This is a genomic window from Dactylosporangium fulvum, assembly GCF_025137375.1.
In the GTDB taxonomy this organism is placed as follows: Bacteria; Actinomycetota; Actinomycetes; order Mycobacteriales; family Micromonosporaceae; genus Dactylosporangium; species Dactylosporangium fulvum.
In genome coordinates, this window is the sequence record NZ_CP073720.1 from 317,085 (window position 1) to 335,440 (window position 18,356).

General features: G+C 69.4%; 17 protein-coding genes. 6 read left to right on the forward strand and 11 right to left on the reverse strand.

What is annotated here, in order from left to right; all coding sequences use genetic code 11:
• The first annotated feature begins 8 nt into the window (after positions 1 to 8).
• Positions 9 to 914 (forward strand): DUF4303 domain-containing protein, encoded by a 906-nt coding sequence (locus Dfulv_RS01510; protein WP_259860791.1) that lies wholly within the window; start codon positions 9 to 11, stop codon positions 912 to 914.
• A gap of 56 nt (positions 915 to 970) precedes the next feature.
• Here the strand turns inward: Dfulv_RS01510 and Dfulv_RS01515 are convergent, their stop codons facing one another.
• The 3 genes from Dfulv_RS01515 to Dfulv_RS01525 form a co-directional block, all read right to left on the reverse strand.
• On the reverse strand, positions 971 to 1,570 hold the full coding sequence (locus Dfulv_RS01515; protein ID WP_259860792.1) for a dihydrofolate reductase family protein: 600 nt from the start codon (positions 1,568 to 1,570) through the stop codon (positions 971 to 973).
• Between the two features lie 279 nt (positions 1,571 to 1,849).
• Complete coding sequence (locus tag Dfulv_RS01520; RefSeq protein ID WP_259860793.1) at positions 1,850 to 2,149, reverse strand: hypothetical protein; 300 nt, start codon at positions 2,147 to 2,149, stop codon at positions 1,850 to 1,852.
• Between the two features lie 53 nt (positions 2,150 to 2,202).
• Positions 2,203 to 2,652, reverse strand: coding sequence for a hypothetical protein (locus tag Dfulv_RS01525; protein ID WP_259860794.1), 450 nt, complete (start codon positions 2,650 to 2,652; stop codon positions 2,203 to 2,205).
• A gap of 119 nt (positions 2,653 to 2,771) precedes the next feature.
• Between Dfulv_RS01525 and Dfulv_RS01530 the strand changes: the two genes are divergently transcribed.
• Positions 2,772 to 4,178 (forward strand): alpha,alpha-trehalose-phosphate synthase (UDP-forming), encoded by a 1,407-nt coding sequence (locus Dfulv_RS01530; RefSeq protein WP_259860795.1) that lies wholly within the window; start codon positions 2,772 to 2,774, stop codon positions 4,176 to 4,178.
• 41 nt (positions 4,179 to 4,219) lie between these two features.
• Here the strand turns inward: Dfulv_RS01530 and Dfulv_RS01535 are convergent, their stop codons facing one another.
• The 3 genes from Dfulv_RS01535 to Dfulv_RS01545 form a co-directional block, all read right to left on the reverse strand.
• Positions 4,220 to 4,456: a hypothetical protein gene (locus Dfulv_RS01535; RefSeq protein WP_259860796.1), complete on the reverse strand. Its 237-nt coding sequence runs from the start codon at positions 4,454 to 4,456 to the stop codon at positions 4,220 to 4,222.
• Positions 4,457 to 4,552: 96 nt separating this feature from the next.
• Positions 4,553 to 5,317 (reverse strand): class I SAM-dependent methyltransferase, encoded by a 765-nt coding sequence (locus Dfulv_RS01540; protein WP_259860797.1) that lies wholly within the window; start codon positions 5,315 to 5,317, stop codon positions 4,553 to 4,555.
• A 64-nt stretch (positions 5,318 to 5,381) separates the two neighbouring features.
• A complete protein-coding gene (locus Dfulv_RS01545) occupies positions 5,382 to 6,287 on the reverse strand; it encodes a MerR family transcriptional regulator (RefSeq protein ID WP_259860798.1) in 906 nt (301 codons plus the stop codon).
• A 118-nt stretch (positions 6,288 to 6,405) separates the two neighbouring features.
• Here Dfulv_RS01545 and eno point away from each other — a divergent pair, with 118 nt between their 5' ends.
• The gene (gene eno / locus Dfulv_RS01550; protein ID WP_259860799.1) at positions 6,406 to 7,671 is read left to right on the forward strand and encodes a phosphopyruvate hydratase; all 1,266 of its coding nucleotides are present in this window, start codon (positions 6,406 to 6,408) and stop codon (positions 7,669 to 7,671) included.
• 100 nt (positions 7,672 to 7,771) lie between these two features.
• Here the strand turns inward: eno and Dfulv_RS01555 are convergent, their stop codons facing one another.
• Genes Dfulv_RS01555 through Dfulv_RS01565 form a run of 3 tightly spaced genes read right to left on the reverse strand, consistent with a single transcriptional unit; the run spans position 7,772 to position 10,412 of the window.
• The gene (locus Dfulv_RS01555; protein ID WP_259860800.1) at positions 7,772 to 9,406 is read right to left on the reverse strand and encodes a fumarate hydratase; all 1,635 of its coding nucleotides are present in this window, start codon (positions 9,404 to 9,406) and stop codon (positions 7,772 to 7,774) included.
• A gap of 14 nt (positions 9,407 to 9,420) precedes the next feature.
• Positions 9,421 to 9,729: an AzlD domain-containing protein gene (locus tag Dfulv_RS01560; RefSeq protein ID WP_259860801.1), complete on the reverse strand. Its 309-nt coding sequence runs from the start codon at positions 9,727 to 9,729 to the stop codon at positions 9,421 to 9,423.
• On the reverse strand, positions 9,726 to 10,412 hold the full coding sequence (locus tag Dfulv_RS01565; RefSeq protein WP_259860802.1) for an AzlC family ABC transporter permease: 687 nt from the start codon (positions 10,410 to 10,412) through the stop codon (positions 9,726 to 9,728). The genes Dfulv_RS01560 and Dfulv_RS01565 overlap by 4 nt, the downstream gene beginning before the upstream one ends.
• A gap of 75 nt (positions 10,413 to 10,487) precedes the next feature.
• Between Dfulv_RS01565 and Dfulv_RS01570 the strand changes: the two genes are divergently transcribed.
• From Dfulv_RS01570 to Dfulv_RS01580, 3 genes are all read left to right on the forward strand, one after another.
• On the forward strand, positions 10,488 to 11,045 hold the full coding sequence (locus Dfulv_RS01570) for an XRE family transcriptional regulator (RefSeq protein WP_259860803.1): 558 nt from the start codon (positions 10,488 to 10,490) through the stop codon (positions 11,043 to 11,045).
• Positions 11,046 to 11,372: 327 nt separating this feature from the next.
• Positions 11,373 to 14,291 (forward strand): AfsR/SARP family transcriptional regulator, encoded by a 2,919-nt coding sequence (locus tag Dfulv_RS01575; RefSeq protein WP_259860804.1) that lies wholly within the window; start codon positions 11,373 to 11,375, stop codon positions 14,289 to 14,291.
• A 29-nt stretch (positions 14,292 to 14,320) separates the two neighbouring features.
• Positions 14,321 to 15,706, forward strand: coding sequence for a class II fumarate hydratase (locus Dfulv_RS01580; RefSeq protein WP_259860805.1), 1,386 nt, complete (start codon positions 14,321 to 14,323; stop codon positions 15,704 to 15,706).
• 104 nt (positions 15,707 to 15,810) lie between these two features.
• Here the strand turns inward: Dfulv_RS01580 and Dfulv_RS01585 are convergent, their stop codons facing one another.
• Together Dfulv_RS01585 and Dfulv_RS01590 are read right to left on the reverse strand one after the other, a co-directional pair.
• Entirely contained in the window at positions 15,811 to 17,445 is a 1,635-nt protein-coding gene (locus tag Dfulv_RS01585; protein WP_259860806.1) for a glycoside hydrolase family 55 protein, read from the reverse strand.
• A gap of 63 nt (positions 17,446 to 17,508) precedes the next feature.
• Positions 17,509 to 18,207 carry a glycosyltransferase family 2 protein gene (locus Dfulv_RS01590; protein ID WP_259860807.1) on the reverse strand — a complete coding sequence of 233 codons (699 nt, stop codon included), beginning with the start codon at positions 18,205 to 18,207 and terminating at the stop codon, positions 17,509 to 17,511.
• Positions 18,208 to 18,356: the final 149 nt, after the last annotated feature.

Consider the following 18,356-nt stretch of genomic DNA (forward strand, 5'->3'; position numbering starts at 1 on the left):
ATGGCCGGATGGCCTGGGAACAGAGCGCGTGGTCGTTGACCGAAGGCGACATCGCGGCCTTCTCACGATCTCTGGACCGGCCGCTGCCGGCTGCCTTCATTGATCATTATCTGCTGGTCAGTAACGGCGGATGGTTTCCGGACGGTGTGGAGAGCCCCCTCGGTGTTCACGGATTCCACCCGATCACGTATGGATCGCTGTCCATCGAGCGCCTGATCGAGGACATGGGGCTGCGACAGCGCGGCGAGGTGCCGTTTGCGTATGACGCTGGAGGCAACCAGTTCCTGCTGGTCCTTGCGACAGGTCAAGTCGACCGCTGGTTCGTCGACGGAGGGAGGCGGGAGCCGACCGGCCTGTCCATCGCGGAGTTCCTCGATCAGTGCCGTGCCGATCTTGCGCCCGCCGCTGCGCATCGCCCGTCGGAGCAGGAGTTGGCGGACGCAGTGGTGGCGGCGACCCGCACCGCGGTCACCGAACTGTTCCAGCGGTACCCCACCCACCGCTTCTACTACTTGTCCTTGATCACCACGGGTGAGGTGCACCCGCCGTGCCTGTCCGCCTGGTCGCACGAGGCCCTGCACGCCGTCGGCGACGATCCGGATCTGCGCTGGTCGTACGCCGATTCGCCGTTCAACCTGTTCGGGGCGCAGCACTTCGCAAAGGTCCGCCGGTTGTGCGAGGGCCGAGGGGCCGACACCGACGCGGAAGCCGACCTGCGCCTGCGAGCCATGGAATCGGCGATGAGCCGGCTCGACCGCGAGGGCCTCTTCGGCCGGGGCGCGGCACGAGACGGGGTGGTCGTCAATGTCGAGGTGATGCCACCGGACTTCACCAACACCGAACGGGCACTTCGCCTCAACCCGCCGCAGGCGCTGACCGGCTGGCTCGCCGAGGCAGCGGCCGACCCCGACTGAACCGCGATAACGGCCTGGCAGGAAAACCGACTCGGGTCAGGAGCCGACGTCGCCGCTCAGCCGCGGCTCACCGCGTAGCGGAGGTGGGTGACGAGCGAGGTCTGCCGGGCCTCGATCTGGGTCAGTTCGGTCTTCTCGACGCCGTCGAACAGCCGCTCGCCCTTGCCGAGCAGCACCGGCGCGACGTGCAGGCGCAGCTCGTCCAGCAGGCCCGCGGCCAGGAACTGGTTGACGGTCGCGGCGCCACCGGCGACGGCGACGTTCCGGTCCCCCGCCGCCTCCCGGGCCAGCTTGAGCGCCTCGGTGATCCCGCCGGTCACGAAGTGGAACGTGGTGCCGCCGGCCATCTCCAGCGACGGGCGCTCGTGGTGGGTCAGCACGAAGACCGGGGCGTGGTACGGCGGCTCCTCACCCCACCAGCCCTGCCAGGTGAGATCCCACTCGCCGCGGCCCGGGCCGAACATGTTGCGGCCCATGATGAACGCACCGGCATCGACGATGGCGGCGAGTTCCGCCGCGTTCTCCTCCGCCGCGTCGAACATCCACTGGTGCAGGCTGTTGTCCACACCCTCACCGAACGGGGCGTCGGCGCTCTGGTTCGGCCCTGCGACGAACCCGTCCAGCGAAGCACCCATGTCAACGACAACCTTGCTCATCTCGGGAGTCCTCTCATCACGGTGCGGGGCCGTCCTGCCCCTCTCACCCATCAGTCGGATCCGCCCGCCGAACCTCTACATCCGCTCGAAAAAATCTTGAGCAAACGACTGGGGAGCCGCGGAGCGCCGTGCGGACCTGCTCGCCGGCCCAGCGCTCGTACGTTCTTGCACCGCTCTATGAGGCGGAGTCCGTTTATTCATGATCCAGTCCAAAAATTGGTGTCGGAGGCCCGCCGATGTAGCTGCGCTCAAGGTCGCCGGTCAGCGACGCAACCTGGATCAGTCTGTCTGCTTCGGGTGTCTGGTACCCGCATACATCACGATGACCTTGTGCGCCGCGTCGTCGACGAGATACCAGATGCGTCCGCCACCGGTCACTTCGATCTGCCACTGCGGCAGCAGCCATTTGGAGCCGCTGTAACCGCCGTTCGCCAGCGACCCCTTGAGCCGGTGATGCCTCTCGGTGGGCGCAGGAGTCGGGTTGTCGCGCATGGCCAGATAGGCCGTCCGGGTCGGACCTGGCGCCTGGACACACAGATCCGACCAGCCTTTCGCCGCGTCGTTCGTGCCGAAGATCACGTCCCATTCCGGGTGAACTGGGGGTGGGGCGACACGGTCGCCGCGGCGCGGGCTCACTTGCCGACCACCGGCTCAGGCACGGTGCCGTGGTCTTCGGCTGGTTGTTTGAGGATGGCCACGAGTTCGGGGTCTGCGTGCACCTCGGCTGTGTGCTTCCACTCGATGATGAGCTGCCAGACCGGGCCGAAGTTGTCGAGGTCGAGCCCAGCGCGCAAGATGCCGAGGAACTCGTCAAGAAACGCGTCGAGGTCCTCGTCGGGCAGAAGTCGCAGCCAGGGGAACGCGTGCGCAGCGATCTTGCCTGCGGCAACGGGGTCGGCTTCGGCGAGGTAGGCGAGGACTTCGATGGCGGCCTTGACCACCTCGCGTTCTTGTTCGTGCCGGGATGCGGTGGTGACAACGATGTCTTCCGCGTCCCGCCTGCGGAGGCGGATGTGGCGTCCGCTGCGGAGCGACGCCAACGTGTCGTTCGGCCTCTGGAGGAGGTCGGAGAAGTTGGCCACAGCTGCGATGCTCATAGTTAGAAGGTAGTTGCTAACTCTGCTGATGGCTACCGAAGTTCATGAGGTCCCCGATGAGACCGGAACGTTTCCTGCCCCGTCTGATGAGGTAGACGTCTGCTGTGAAGCAGCGCAGGTACGGCTTTGTGGTGGTGGCCAATCGGCTGCCCCTTGACCGCACCACCGACGAGCGGGGGGAGCAGTGCTGGACCCGCAGTCCCGGTGGGCTGGTGAGTGCGTTGGAGCCGATCGCGCGGAGCGCCGGCGGGGCCTGGGTGGGTTGGACCGGCAGTCCGGACGACGCCACCGAGCCGTTCGAGGCTGATGGGGTGTACCTGCGGACGGTGCCGTTGAGCGGCGAGGAGGTCGACCGCTACTACGAGGGACAGTCCAACTCGACGATCTGGCCGCTGTTCCACCACGCGGTCGAGCAGCCGACGCACCGCCGCGAGTGGCGCGTGGCGTACGAGGCGGTCAACCGCCGCTTCGCCGAGGCGGCGGCGGAGGTCGCCGACGACGGCGCGACGGTGTGGGTGCACGACTACCAGTTGCTGCGGCTGCCGCAGCTGTTGCGCGACCTGCGGCCGGACCTGCGCATCGGCTTCTTCCTGCACATCCCGTTTCCGCCGGTCGAGCTGTTCATGCAGCTGCCACGGCGCGCCGAGCTGCTGCGCGGGCTGCTCGGCGCCGACCTGGTCGGCTTCCAGCAGCCGCTGGCGGCGCAGAACTTCCTGCGGCTCACCGCTGAGCTGCTCGGCCTGCAACCGCACGGCGAGCAGGTCGAACACCAGGGCCGCACGGTCACGGCCCGGGCGTTTCCCATCTCGATCGACGTGTCGGAGATCGACCAGATGGCCGCCGATCCCGAGGTGCAGGCGGAGGCCCGGCAACTGCGCCGGGAGCTCGGCGGTGATCGGCGGCTGGTGCTCGGCGTCGACAGGCTGGACTACACCAAGGGCATCGAGCAGCGCATCGAGGCGTACGGCGAGCTGCTCGCCGACGGCACGGTGAGCAACGACGAGGCCGTCCTCGTCCAGGTGGCCACACCGAGCCGGCAGCGGGTCGCGCAGTACCAGCAGCTGCGCGAGCGGGTGGAGCGCGAGGTGGGCCGGATCAACGGACAGTTCGGCGACGTCGGCCGGGTGCCGGTGCAGTACCTGTTCCAGTCCCGATCCCGGGAGGAGCTGGTGGCGCTGTACCTGGCGGCCGACGTCATGCTGGTCACCCCACTGCGCGACGGCATGAATCTTGTCGCCAAGGAGTACGTCGCGGCCCGTCGGGACGAGGGCGGCGCGCTGGTGCTCAGCGAGTTCACCGGCGCCGCCGACGAGTTGCACGGCGCGTTCCTGATCAACCCGTACGACGTGGAGGAACTCAAGCGCGGCATCAGCACGGCAATGCGGGCCGACCCCGAAGAGCTCACCGGCCGGATGCGCCGGATGCGTGAGCAGGTCCGCGAGCACGACGTGGACCACTGGGCCCAGGCATTCCTCCGGGCGCTCGGCCGCCCGGCCCTGCGCACCGCTTGAGCCGCCGTCGGCAGCACGGCGGGGCGGGTCGGGCGGTTCGTTCAGTGGTCGCTGATACCGCTGAGGGCGAGCGCCGCAATGACCGCCAGGAAGAACCCGAGGATCACGAACTCACCCGTGTGGCTCCATGCTGCTTTACCGGCCCCGGTCGCGATTGCCTTCGCCCCGGCATGGTCCTGCCATGCGCGGCGGGCGACCGCGTACAGGAACCCGATGCCGAAGCCGACGACACCACCCGCCAGGAACCCTCCGAGGGTGACATGCGAGGAGTGGTCCATCTGTCGAGGATGACAAAGGCATAGCCGGACATGAATCGACCAGGTCGGGGAGCGATTCCGGGTTGTACCGCTGCCGCGCCCGATCACCGATTCAGGTCAGCGGCGGCCGACGATCAGGCGCAGCGATCCGGCGAACTGTGGCTGGGTGCGTAGGTGACCGTGGCGGGCATCCCAGGCGCCGGAGCCGAGGTCGGCGCGCAGCCGCTCGACGGCTCGGGCGGTGCTGGCCTGGTCGACGAAGCCCCAGGCGGACTGCGCGGCCCGGACGTGCGGGTCGAGCAACTGCTCAGGGCGCGCGTAGTAGGCCTCGGTGAAACCGTCGGCGCAGTCGATCGGGATGGGCACCTCGATGACCTCGGCGCTGGGCCCGATCATGTGCGCGATGGTGGTGATCGGCGGAAAGCGGCGGCGTTCCGCGGCGATCAGTTCCGGGGCGTACTCGGCCAGCCAGAGCCGGTCGAGGGCAGCACCGTCGAACGTCAGCACCAGCACCGGGCCGCGGGTGACCCGACGGAGCTCGGCCAGGCCGCGGGTGGTGTCCGACCACTGGTGCACGGTGACGATGGCCATCGCCGCGTCGAAGGTCTCGTCGTCGAACGGCAGATGCTCCGCGGTGGCGTCCAGCGCCGGGACCGCGGTCGCCGGCCGCTGGGCGCGCATCCGGGCGGAGGGCTCGACCGCGACGACGTACCGGTCGGCGGGCTCGTAGGAACCGGCTCCCGCGCCCACGTTCAGCACGGTCCGGGCTTCACCCAGCGCCGTGTGGATCACTGCCGCGATCCTCGGATCGGTACGCCGTCGGAGCACGTATCCGTGGCCCGTGGTCTCGTAGTCGACGTCGCCGCTCAATGCCTTGGTCATGCGATAACGCTAAACCCGAACGCCAGGGTGCAGGTCAAGTCGGTTCCGTGGCGGAGGTCGTGGGTCAGGGGGTTGCTTGGCGTCGTTGGGTGAGCCACCGCATGACCTCGAGCGCGTGGGAGGTGGGGTCCGGGATGGGGTGGAAGACGTGTTCCACCAGGTCGTCGGCGATGACGAGCGTCAATCGCTCGTACAGCGTCAGGTCACCGGCGGTGAGGGTGGGCAGCTCGGCGGCGGCGGCCAGGCTGAGCCGAGGGTCGGGGATGAGCGGGTACGGCAGGTGCAGTCGGTGCACGAGCTCACGCTGGTATCCGGTCGACTGTGCGGACAGCCCGTACACCCGGGCCGCTCCGGCGGCGAGGATCTCCGCGTGGTGGTCGCGTAGCCAGACGGCATGGTCGGTGGTGCCTCGCGCACCGTGAACCTCCAGCAGGCTCCTGGGGAGATCGACGCCGGGTCGGCCGGTGAGCGGGTAGACGAAGATGACGCTTCGCCCGGGGCCGAGCGCGCGCAGGTCGACCGGGCGGCCGTCAGTGGCGTAGAAGCTGAGCGGCGGCAGCGGCTTGCCGACAAGTGTGGCCGGTGTGGCCGGTTGGGTCCTGGCGGTCGGGCCGCTGGTCGTCACCTGGCGCGCCGCCGCGTCGATGCGGGCGTCGAGGGCATCGCGCTGGGCGGTCAGTTCGCCGATGCGTTGCTGCAGGCTGACGACCGTGCTGCGGAAGGTCGCCAGGGCCGCGGCGCAGACGTCGTCGGAGCCGTCGGCGATCGACTCGACGAACGGGCGGGTCTCCTCGACGGTCAAGCCCAGGGCCATGAGTTCGCGGATTTGCGCGACCTGCCGTTCCGCGATCGGGTCGTACTCGCGGTAGCCGTTGCTCAGTCGCCGGGGCACGACCAGCCCGGCCGACTCGTAGTAGCGCAACGCTCGCACGGTCGTTCCGGTTCGGCGTGCCAGTTCACCCACCCGCATCTGGCGACCCTAAACCCGTACCCCGGGGTGCGGGTCAAGGTGTTTGTCGTCGCGGTGGCAGCGCCGATGTTCTGTGCCAGTCTGGCCCGGCAGACACGGACAGGGCAGGGAGTGGGCGATGACGACTATCAGCCGGGTGATCGGGCGGCAGATCCTCGACAGCCGCGGCAACCCGACCGTCGAGGTCGACGTGGTGCTCGCGGACGGCTCGACCGGGCGCGCAGCCGTGCCGTCTGGTGCGTCGACCGGGGCGAACGAGGCGGTCGAGGTGCGCGACGGAGACCCCACGCGCTTTCACGGTCGGGGTGTCAGCAGGGCGGTCGCCGCCGTCAACGGTGCGATCGCCTCGGCGGTGACCGGCCTGGACGCGGAGGACCAGGCACTGGTCGACGAGACAATGATCGCGCTGGACGGTACGAAGGACAAAGGTCGCCTGGGCGCCAACGCGATTCTGGGGGTGTCCCTCGCGACGGCGAAGGCCGCGGCGCTCGCGCACCGCCAGCCGCTCTACCGCTACGTGGGCGGGGTCGGGGCTCGCCTGCTGCCGGTGCCGATGATGAACATCGTCAACGGCGGCGCGCACGCCGACAATCCGTTGGACTTCCAGGAGTTCATGATCGCCCCGGTGAGTGCATCAAGCTTCGCCGATGCCGTGCGGATGGGGTCCGAAGTTTTCCACACGCTGCGCCGGTCGTTGGCGAAGGCCGGGCACAGCACCAACGTGGGTGACGAGGGCGGCTTCGCGCCAGATTTCGCGAATGCCGACGAGGCCCTCCAATTCGTCGTGCGCGCCATCGAGGACTCCGGTTATCAGCCCGGCACGGACATCACGATCTGTCTGGACCCGGCCAGCTCGGAGTTCTTCCGCGGCGGCGCCTACGAGTACGCCGGTGAGGGCCGTCGGCGCACAATCGAGGAGCACATCGCGTACCTGAAGGATCTGGCCGACCGGTACCCGATCAGCTCGATTGAGGACCCGATGGCCCAGGACGACATCGCCGGTTGGGAGCAGTTGACGGCCGAGGCCGGCGAGCGGCTGCAGCTGGTCGGCGACGACGTCTTCTGCACCGACGCCGACCGGCTGCTCGACGGTGTCGAGGGCGGCTACGCCAACGCGATCCTTGTCAAGGTCAACCAGATCGGCACGCTCACCGAGACCCTCAGGACGGTGGACACCGCGTACAAGGCCGGCTACCGGGTGGTGATGTCGCACCGCTCCGGGGAGACCGAGGACACCACCATCGCCGACCTCACTGTCGCGGTCGGCTGCGGCCAGATCAAGACCGGTTCGCTGTCGCGTTCCGACCGCACCGCGAAGTACAACCAGCTCATCCGCATCGAAGAGGAACTCGGACGCCAGGCCGTCTACGCGGGGGGCCGTTGAGCCTCCGCCGCCGGAGGGGCGGCGTCGGCAGTGCGTGAGAAGCCCGTCGAGCGGGACGGCCCTGGTGGGAACCGCTTCCCACCAGGGCGGACAGATGCGCCTACCGCTTGCCGATCTGCAGGGTCAGGGTCGGCTTGGTGACCTCGGCGAAGAAGTCGTTGCCCTTGTCGTCGACGACGATGAACGCGGGGAAGTCGACCACGTCGATCTTCCAGACCGCCTCCATGCCGAGCTCCGGGTATTCGATGACCTCGACGTGCTTGATGCAGTCCTGCGCGAGCCGGGCCGCGGGGCCGCCGATCGAGCCGAGGTAGAAGCCGCCGTGGGTCTTGCAGGCGTCGGTGACCTGCTTGGAGCGGTTGCCTTTGGCCAGCATGACCATCGAGCCGCCGGCGGCCTGGAACTTCTCGACGTAGGCGTCCATCCGGCCGGCCGTCGTCGGGCCGAACGAACCCGAGGCGTAGCCCTCGGGGGTCTTCGCCGGGCCGGCGTAGTAGACGGCGTGGTCGCGCAGGTACTGCGGCATCGGCTCGCCGGCGTCGAGGCGCTCGGCGATCTTCGCGTGGGCGATGTCGCGAGCCACCACGAGGGGGCCGGTCAGTGACAGGCGGGTCTTCACCGGCAGCTGGGAGAGCTGGGCGCGGATCTCGGCCATCGGCCGGTTGAGGTCGACGGCCACCACGTCGTCGTTGAGGTGCTCGTCGGTGACGTCGGGGAGGAACCAGGCGGGGTCGCGCTCCAGCTGCTCCAGCCACACGCCCTCGGCGTTGATCTTCGCGACGGCCTGGCGGTCGGCGGAGCAGGACACCGCGATCGCGACCGGGCAGGAGGCGCCGTGCCGGGGGAGGCGGACGACGCGGACGTCGTGGCAGAAGTACCGGCCGCCGAACTGGGCGCCGATGCCGAAGTTGCGGGTCAGCTCCAGGACCTCGGCTTCCAGCTCCAGGTCGCGGAAGCCGTGGCCGACGGCGGTGCCCGACGTGGGCAGGCTGTCGAGGTACTTCGCCGAGGCCAGTTTCGCCGTCTTCAGCGTGTGCTCGGCGGAGGTGCCGCCGATGACGATCGCCAGGTGGTACGGCGGGCAGGCGGCGGTGCCGATGAGCCGCAGCTTCTCCTCGAGGAACTGCATCATCCGCGTCGGGTTCAGCAGGGCCTTGGTCTCCTGATACAGGTAGCTCTTGTTCGCCGAGCCGCCGCCCTTGGCCATGAACAGGAACTTGTAGCTGTCGTCGCCCTCGGCGTAGAGCTCGACCTGCGCCGGCAGGTTGGAGCCGGTGTTCTTCTCGTCCCACATCGTCAGCGGCGCGAGCTGCGAGTATCGCAGGTTGAGCCGCGTGTAGGCGTCGAATACGCCGCGGGCGATGGCCTCCTCGTCGCGGCCGTCGGTGAGCACGAACCGGCCGCGCTTGCCCATGACGATCGCGGTGCCGGTGTCCTGGCACATCGGCAGCACACCGCCGGCGGCGATGTTGGCGTTGCGCAGCAGGTCGAGGGCGACGAACCGGTCGTTGGGCGAGGCCTGCGGGTCGTCGATGATCGAGCGCAGCTGCGTGAGGTGCGCCGGGCGCAGGAAGTGCGCGATGTCGTGCATGGCCTCGTCGGTGAGGCGGGTCAGCGCCTCCGGCTCGACGGTGAGGAACCGCCCGTCGCGCCCGATCCCGTCGCTGGTGACCAGGCGGTATTCGGTGGTGTCCGGGCCGAGGGGCAGCAGGGGAGAGAACGCGAACTCGGGCATGACCTCGACTGTAGTTACTCGACTCCGGCGAGCCTGAGCAGGGCCGCGGTCAGTGCGGCGGCGACCACTACGACGACGAACGGCAGCTTGCGCCAGGCGAGCACCGCGCCGACGAGCACACCGGCGGGGCGGGCGATCCCGACGAACTCGGTGCCGTCGAGCAGTGCCGCGGTGCCGATCAGTGCGGCCAGCAGGGCGACGGCGGCCAGCGTCAGGTAGCGCTTGACGGTCTCGGACACGGTCAGCCGCTCCCGCAGGACGGGCCCGGCGAAGCGCAGCGCGTAGGTGCCCACGGCCAGCGCAATGATGGCGACCCAGCTCATCGTTCGGCCTTTTTCTTGTTCGGTACCGGCAGTGCCAGCGCCAGCGCGACGAGCGCGACGAGCACCGGCAGCCCGGCGGGCAGGAACGGCGTGGTGAGCAGGGCGAGGGCGGCACCGGCGAGGGCGACCTTGACGGCGACCTTGTCTTTCAGTGACGGCAGGGTCAGGGCGAGCAGCGCGGCCGGGAAGGCGGCGTCGATGCCGAACGTGGCCGGGTCGCCGAGGGCGCTGCCGGCGACGGCGCCGACGGCTGAGGCGATGTTCCAGGTGACGAACAGGCCGATGCCGGTCATCCAGTAGGCGCGGCGGCGCCGGGCCGGGTCGTCCTGGGCGAGGGCGAACGCGACGGACTCGTCGGTCATCAGGTGGCTGCCGAGCAGCCGGGCCGTGCGGGTGTCGCCGAGCGGCTGGCTGCCGATCGCCAGGCCGAACGGCAGGTGCCGCGCGTTGAGCAGCAGCCCGGCGAGCACGATGGCCAGTGCCGTGGCGCCCGCACCGGCGAGGCCGACGGCGAGGAACTGGGCGCCGCCGGCGTAGACGACCAGGGACATCGCGATGATCTGGGACAACGGCAGGCCTGCGGCGGAGGCGATCGCGCCGAACGACAGCCCGACGACCACCCCGGCCGCGCACAGCGCGGTCACGTCCCGGGCGATCGGGTCTGTTCGGAGTATCGAACGCATAGTTCGGTATGCTGAACCTGTCGGCATCGTTCGTCAAGCCGAATGCATCGTTCGCCACACCGAACGGACCTCTGCATGGACATGCGCAAGCCGCCGTTGGAGCTCATCGCGACCGCGTTGAAGCGCGAGCGCGAGCGGGAGAAGCTGTCGCTGAGTGAGGTGGCGAAGCGCGCCGGCATCGCCAAGTCGACGCTGAGCCAGCTCGAGGCGGGCGCCGGCAACCCGAACATCGAGACGCTGTGGGCCCTGGCGGTCGCGCTCAACGTGCCGTTCAGCCGGCTCGTCGAGGCGCCGCCGACCGCGCCGCACGTGATCCGGGCCGGCACCGGTCCGGTGTTCAAGTCCGACCAGGCCGACTTCGTCGGCACGCTGCTGGCGACCTGCCCGCCCGGCGCCCGGCGGGACATCTACCTGATGACGGCCGAGGTGGGCGGCGCCCGCAAGGCCGAAGCGCACCTGCCCGGCACCGTCGAGCACGTGGTGATGATCAGTGGCCGGTTGCGGGTCGGCCCCGAGGATTCTCCGGTCGACCTTGACGTGCACGACTATGCGTCATTTCCCGGCGATGTCGCGCACGGTTATGCAGCGCTGCTTCCCGGCACCTCATTCGCCCTGGTTATGGAGCATCGGTAGCCACCACAGCGGAAATGTCGCATTTGGGAGCCGCACCCGCGGTGGGCGCGGCCCGCACCAAATGCCGGGCCCTGCGCGGACCGAAATATCCCCGTTCGTCCAGGGCGTGACAGCGCTCTCCCGCTGGTAAGAAGGCGGAAGATCCGAGCAAGTCCTGGACGCATTTCGGCACGCACATGCCGACCCCTGAAAAAGGGTCGCTGTCCCGGCTCTTTCGGCGCTCTCATCTGACTACCATCGAGTGTTCAGTGTGCGCTTCGGGAGGAGGCGGCAGCCGCACAAAGGGTGGTTATGCGCAATTCGACCAGGTTTTCGATCTTGGGGCCGGTGCAGATCCGCACACCGGTCACCGAAATCACGGTCGCGGCGCCCCGCGAGCGGATCCTGCTCGCCCTGTTGCTGCTCCGCGAAGGCCAACTCGTCCCGGTCCAACAGGTCGTCACCGCGCTGTGGGACACCCACCCGCCGCCGACCGCACGAGCGCAGGTGCACAGCTGCGTCTCGCGGCTGCGACAACTGCTGCGCCGCGCCGGCCTGCCGGAAGACCTCGTCATCACCGAGCCCACCGGCTACCGGATCAAGGTCGGCCCCGAGGATCTCGACGCGGCGCTGTTCGCCACCCGGGTCGAGCGCGGCCGGGCCGCCGCCGCGGACGGGGACCTCGCCGGCGCGCGGGACGAACTGCGCGCCGCTCTCGCGTTGTGGCGAGGACGTCCCCTCGCGGACGTTGATTCCGATGTCGTACGAGCTGCCGCGGCGCACCTCGACGAGCAGTGGACCGCCGCCATGGCGTTCTGCCTGGACCTCGAACTGCAACTGGACCTGGCCGAGGAGATCCTCGCCGAAGTCGCCGACCTCGTCGAGCGGTTTCCGCACCACGAGCAGTTCCGCGGCCAGCTCATGACCGCCCTGGCCCGCACCGGCCGCCGCGCCGACGCCCTGGCCGTGTTCCGCCGCGGCCGGGCGCTGCTCGCCGAGGAACTCGGCATCGAGCCCGGCGCCGAACTCGTCGAGCTGCACCGGCGCATCCTCACCGGCGACGTCAGCCTGCTGCTGCCCCAGCTGCCCCAGCCCCCGCGCATCGGCCTGCGCCGCCCCGCCCGCTGCCTGCCCCGCGACATCGCCGACTTCGCCGGCCGCGCCGACACCGTCCAGCGGCTCGTCGACGCGCTCAGCAACGGCCCCCAGACGGTCCTCGCCATCGACGGCATGGCCGGCACCGGCAAGACCACCCTCGCCGTCCGCGCCGCCCACGCCGCCTCCGACCGGTACCCCGACGGCCAGCTCTACCTCGACCTGCGCGGCCACAGCGACCGGGCGCCACTCGACCCCGGCGAAGCACTCGGCGCGCTGCTGCGCCAGCTCGAAGTCCCCGCCGAACGGGTCCCGGCCGCCCTCGACGACCGCGCCGTGCTGTGGCGCACCGAACTCGCCGACCGGCAGGTCCTCGTCCTGCTCGACAACGCCCTCGACACCACCCAGGTGCTGCCGCTGCTGCCCGGCACCGCGAACACCGGCGTCATCATCACCAGCCGCCGCCGGCTCGGCGGCCTCGACGGCGCCCAGCCCGTCTCCCTCGACGTGCTGCCCCTCGACGACGCCGTCGAACTGCTGCGCCGCACCGTCGGCGACCGGGCCCTCGCCGACCCCGAACGCACCGAGGAGGTCGCCGAGCTGTGCGGACGGCTGCCGCTCGCGGTCCGTCTCGCCGCCGCCCGGCTCCAGCACCGGCCCACCTGGACCGTCGCCGACCTCGCCGCCCGGCTGCGCACCGCCGACCGGCGGCTGCCCGAGCTCGCCGTCGACGGGCGGACCGTCGCCGCCGCGTTCACCCTGTCGTACCAGCAACTGCCCGTACCGCTGCAGGGGCTTTTCCGGGTTCTCGGACTGCACCCGCCCGGCGACTTCGAGCCCGCCGCCGCGGCGGCCCTCGCCGACCTGCCGGTCGCCGAGGCCGAGGCGCTGCTGGAGGACCTCGTCGACGTACACCTGGTCGAAGCGCCCGCGGCCGGCCGGTACCGGCTGCACGACCTGCTGCGCGACTACGCCGCCCAGCTCGCCGCGGCCGAGGCCCACGCCGCCGTCGAACGGCTGCTGGACCACTACCTCTACAGCGTCGTCAGCGCGACAAGCTACATGGAGCTGTCCGACGCCCGGTCACTGCTGCGCCTGGACACGCCACCGCCGACCGCGAAGGAGTTCAGCGTCGTCGCCGAGGCCCGGCAGTGGCTCGACCGCGAACTGCCCAACGTCCTCGGCGTCGCTCGGCTCTCCGCCGAGCACGGCATGCACCGGCACACCTGCCTGATGACCCGGGCCGTGTCACCGTTCCTCTACGGGTTCGGCTACGGCGAGACCCAGCTCGACCTTTACGAGCGGGCGATCGCCGCGGCCGTCGCGCTGCCCGACCCCGAGCTGGAGGCCGAGTCCCGCAACTACCTCGCCGCCGTCTATTTCCGGATGGGCCGCCTCGCCGACGCCCTCGCCACCCTGCAGATCGTCGTGCGGATCGCCGAACGGGAACGGCTGCCCCGGCTCGTCGGCACCGCCCTGACCAACCGGGCGATGCTGCACAGCAAACTCGGCCAGTACCCGGAGGCGATCGCCGCCGCTGAGGCGGCTGCCGCGGTACCCGTCGAATACCCCGGCTACGAGGTGTCGCCGAGCCTCGAGTTCAAGCTGCACAGCACGATGGGGCTGGTCCACACCCAGGCCGGCAACTACACCCAGGCGCTCGCCGCCAACCGCCGCGGCCTCGCCGTCGCCCGGCGCATCGGCGGCATCCGACCGGTCGGCATCATGCTCGGCGAGCTCGGCCTCGTCCACCTGCACCTCGGCCACCTCGCCGTCGCCACCGCGCTGCTGCGCCGGGCACTGCTGCTCAAGCAGGACGCGTTCAACCAGTACGGCGCCGCCGAGACGTTGAGCAAGCTCGGCACCGCGCACCGGCTCGCCGGCCGGATCGGCGACGCGATCACCTGCCAGCGCACCGCCCGGGAGCAGATGGAGCGGGTCGCCGACGTCTCCGGTCAGTGCCTCGCCGCCAACGACCTGGCCCTGTCGCTGCGCGCTGCCGGCTCCCACGCCGCCGCCGAGCGGCTGCACCGGGAGGCGCTGACCAAGGCCGCCGGGATCGGCGACCGGTACGAACAGGCCCGCGCCCTGGCCGGCCTGGGCCGCATGGACGAGGCCGTGGCGCTGTTCACCTCCCTCGGCGCCCGCGATCTTGCCGCGTTGACGCGCTGAGCGGCCCGCCGAGGAGCACCATTGGCCTTATGGAATACCGCGTGGAACATGACACGATGGGTGAGGTGCGCGTCCCCGCCGACGCGCTCTGGCGGGCACAGACCCAGCGGGCCGTGGAGAACTTCCCGATCTCCGGCGGGCGCCTCGAAAGCGCGCACGTCCGCGCACTGGCACAGATCAAGGCCGCCGCCGCGGCCGTCAACGCCGAGCTCGGCGTCCTCGACTCCGACATGGCCGACGCCATCATCGTCGCCGCCACCGAGATCGCCTCCGGCATCCACAATGGACATTTCCCGATCGACGTCTTCCAGACCGGCTCCGGCACCTCGTCGAACATGAACATGAACGAGGTCATCGCCACTCTCGCCAGCCGCGACCTCGGCCGCCCGGTCCACCCCAACGACCACGTCAACGCCTCCCAGTCGTCCAACGACGTGTTCCCCACCTCCATCCACGTCGCCGCCACGTCGGCCCTGGTCAACGACCTGATCCCGGCCCTGTCGACGCTGGAACTGGCACTGCGCAAGAAGGGCGACGAGTTCGCCACGGTCGTGAAGGCCGGCCGCACCCACCTCATGGACGCCACCCCGGTCACCCTCGGCCAGGAGTTCCACGGGTACGCCGCACAGGTCCGCTACGGCATCGAACGCATCAACTCGGTCGTTCCCCGGGTCGCGGAACTGCCGCTCGGCGGCACCGCGGTCGGCACCGGCATCAACACCCCGCCCGGCTTCGCCGCCGCCGCGATCCTCGCCCTGTCGTCCACGACCGGGCTGCCGCTGACCGAGGCCCGCAACCACTTCGAGGCCCAGGGCGCCCGCGACGCCCTCGTCGAGGCGTCCGGCACGGTCCGCACGATCGCCGCCGGCCTGTACAAGATCGCCAACGACATCCGCTGGATGGGCTCCGGCCCCCGCGCCGGCCTGCGCGAACTGCACATCCCCGACCTCCAGCCCGGCTCGTCGATCATGCCCGGCAAGGTCAACCCCGTCGTCCCCGAAGCGGTCCGCCAGGTGGTGGCCCAGGTGATCGGCAACGACGCGGCCGTCGCGTTCGCCGGCACCCAGGGCGACTTCGAGCTCAACGTCATGCTGCCGGTGATCGCCCGCAACCTCCTCGAATCGATCCGCCTCATCGCGAACGTCTCCCGCCTTTTCGCCGAGCGGTGCGTCGCGGGCCTGACCGCGAACGTCTCCGTGATGCGCGCCTACGCCGAAGGCTCACCGTCGATCGTCACGCCGCTGAACAAGTACCTCGGGTACGAGGAGGCGGCGTCGATCGCCAAACAAGCGCTGAAGGAGAACCGCACGATCCGTGAGGTGGTCCTGGAGCGCGGCCACGTCGCTGCGGGCAAGCTGACGGAGGAGCAGCTCGACGACGCGCTGGACGTCCTGTCGATGACCCGTCCGCGCTGATCCTGTCGGCCACCGGGCAGACCTTCCCGGACGCGCTGGCGGCCGGGGCCGCCGCTGGGTCATACAACACGTTCGGTGAGCTCACCGGCCCCGCAGTGTCCTGACTAGAGGTTCCACGCTTCGATGTCGTCGAACCACATGGAACCGGAGGATGCGATCGTCCATGCCCAGACGCGTGCCCGGGCCGCTCCGACCGGCACGGCCAGGGTGGCGGACCGCTGAATCCAGTCGGTGGTGCCCGAAACGGTTCCGCCGACAGCGTCCTCGCGTGCGGCGACCTCGACTCCCCCGAAGTCGAGCCAGTCGACTCGGAAACCCCCGCCAGCGTTCAGAGCCTGCGCGCGGATGTAGCCCCGCACCAGCAATCGTCCGCCTGGCGTGACCGGAACGTCGCGCCAGAAGCCATAGTTGCCAGCGGCCGACTTGGCGATTCGTAGCGACGCATTACCGCTGCGGCGGACGCTGGTGTCGACGGCGTGTGAACCGGCTGACCCGGATGCCGACAGCGTCCACCCGGTGAGGCCGTCTTCAAAGCCGCCGTTGTGTACGAGCGACGTAACTCCGGAGATCCGAGGTGCCGCGTTCTCCTTGATTACAGGGTCAACGTGTTCAACGCTCACCAGTGGCCGGCCGGCGCCCGGCGGGACGGTCACCAGTTCGCTGTCCGGTCTGTCGTACCGCGGCCATGCGCCGCCGTGGACGCGCACGACCGAGCGATCGCCGGACACCGTGACGAAGCTGCGGCGGCCTCCGGCCGAAGTCTCGGTGCCGGCCACCACACAGGAGACGAGGTCGAGTTTGGCCGGTTCCTTGCCGCCGGTCGACAAAACGGTGATCATCGGCGACGTATTCCGGTCCTCCAGGTGGCAACCGGTGAGCGTGGTGATGCCCGACTCAAGCTGCATGTGAAGCTCGTTGTAGTCGAAGGAGACACCGAAGAAGTTGATGTCGCTGTTTCCTTCCACGTTTGCATGCACGCCGATCGCGTTTCCGTGGATGACCCCGCCGTGGAAATTGTAATTCTCGCCGGCGTTGACGATGGACTCGAAGTGGTACGCCCGACGCCAGGCGTTTGACGAGTAGCAGTGGTAGAAGGCCAGCAACCAGGACTGGTCGGCGATGGTCCAGTTGTCGCGGAATCCGCGCACCACTACGTTGTAGAAACTCATTCCGGCCACGTTGCCCTCATCTACCTCGGGCGGGCGCCCGATGAAGATGCCGTCCAGCGCCCGCGCCGTGTCGCGGCCGTTGTCGGACGGTCCGACGATGCGTAGTCCTTCACACCAGTAGCTGTAGGTCCAGCGTTCGGTGAACATGTTCGGATCGGCCGCAGGGGCGGGGGAGGGCACGAAGCGGATGGCGTACCTGTCGGTGTCCGGGACCTCCGCACAGTTCAGCGTCGATCCGTTGCCCTGATACCCCACCAGACCGACCGGCATGTCGATTCGGCCCCTGATCCGGTAGGTCTTGTTGACGCCGAAGGTCACGACGCCGCCGTTCGCCGCAGCTGCGATGGCCGACTTGATTGCCTGCGTGTCGTCGGTGACACCGTCGCCCTGCGCACCGTGATCCCGCACGTCGATCCAGTCGGTGCCGCCGGCGATCGGCGGGCTTGCGTGGGGTTTCGCTACCGCGACGCCGATGGCCGTGACGGCGGACGCGCCGAGGATCGTCGCGCCTCCCCCCGCGAGCATGCGGCGACGCGACAGCGCAGCGTGATCACGATCAGCACTGGTCACTTCGGCTCCAAGTGACGATGAGGCCGGTGACGGCACACGACGCGATGAGCCGCGGTGTTCAGCTCAGCGGGCATGATGTGGCTTGCGGACGCGCTCGCGGGACAGGATCCAGAGCGCTTCGACTCCGTCCTTCCACGTGATCTTCTTGCCCTCTTCGCGGGTGCGTGCGCGGTAGCTGATCGGCACCTCGTAGGGCCGGTGGCGGTTGCGCAGTAGCTTGCCGGTCACTTCGGCTTCCATGCCGAAGCCCGCGGAGCGGATGTGCAGTGACCGGTACAGCTCGATCGGCATGAGCTTGAAACAGGTTTCGAGGTCGCCGAGGTAGCAGTTGAACAGCATGTTGGCCGCGGTGGTGACGGCCTTGTTGCCCATGACATACCAGAACGAGAACGAGCTGTGGCTGCCGAACGTGCGATTGCCGTAGACCACTGTGGCCCGGCCGTCCAGCACCGGTTCGAGCAGCTTCGGGATGTCCTGGGGGTCGTACTCGAGGTCGGCGTCGAGGATGACCATGTAATCACCGGTCGCGTTCTCCACCGCGGTGCGGATCGCCGCGCCCTTGCCCTTGTTGCGGGGGTGAAGGAAAACGCGGACACGCTGGTCGGTGATGGCGCCCAGAATCTCGGCGGTGCGGTCGCGACTGCCGTCGTCGACGATCACAAGCTCGGTCTCGGTCGGGTAGTTCACGTCGAGTGCCTGTTTCACGGCGTCAGCGACGCGCTCTTCCTCGTTGTAGACCGGCATCAGGATCGACAGCTTCATCACGATCTCCGAAGGGCTCGGGCGGGGCAACAGACTAGCGTCCTATCACCCCTGGTGGTAATCCTCCATAGACCGTTGCGGCGCTGTCCCGCGCTTTGGGCCTGGCAGCCGTCCATCGCGCGGCAGATCGGGTTCGGTCGGAGACGGCA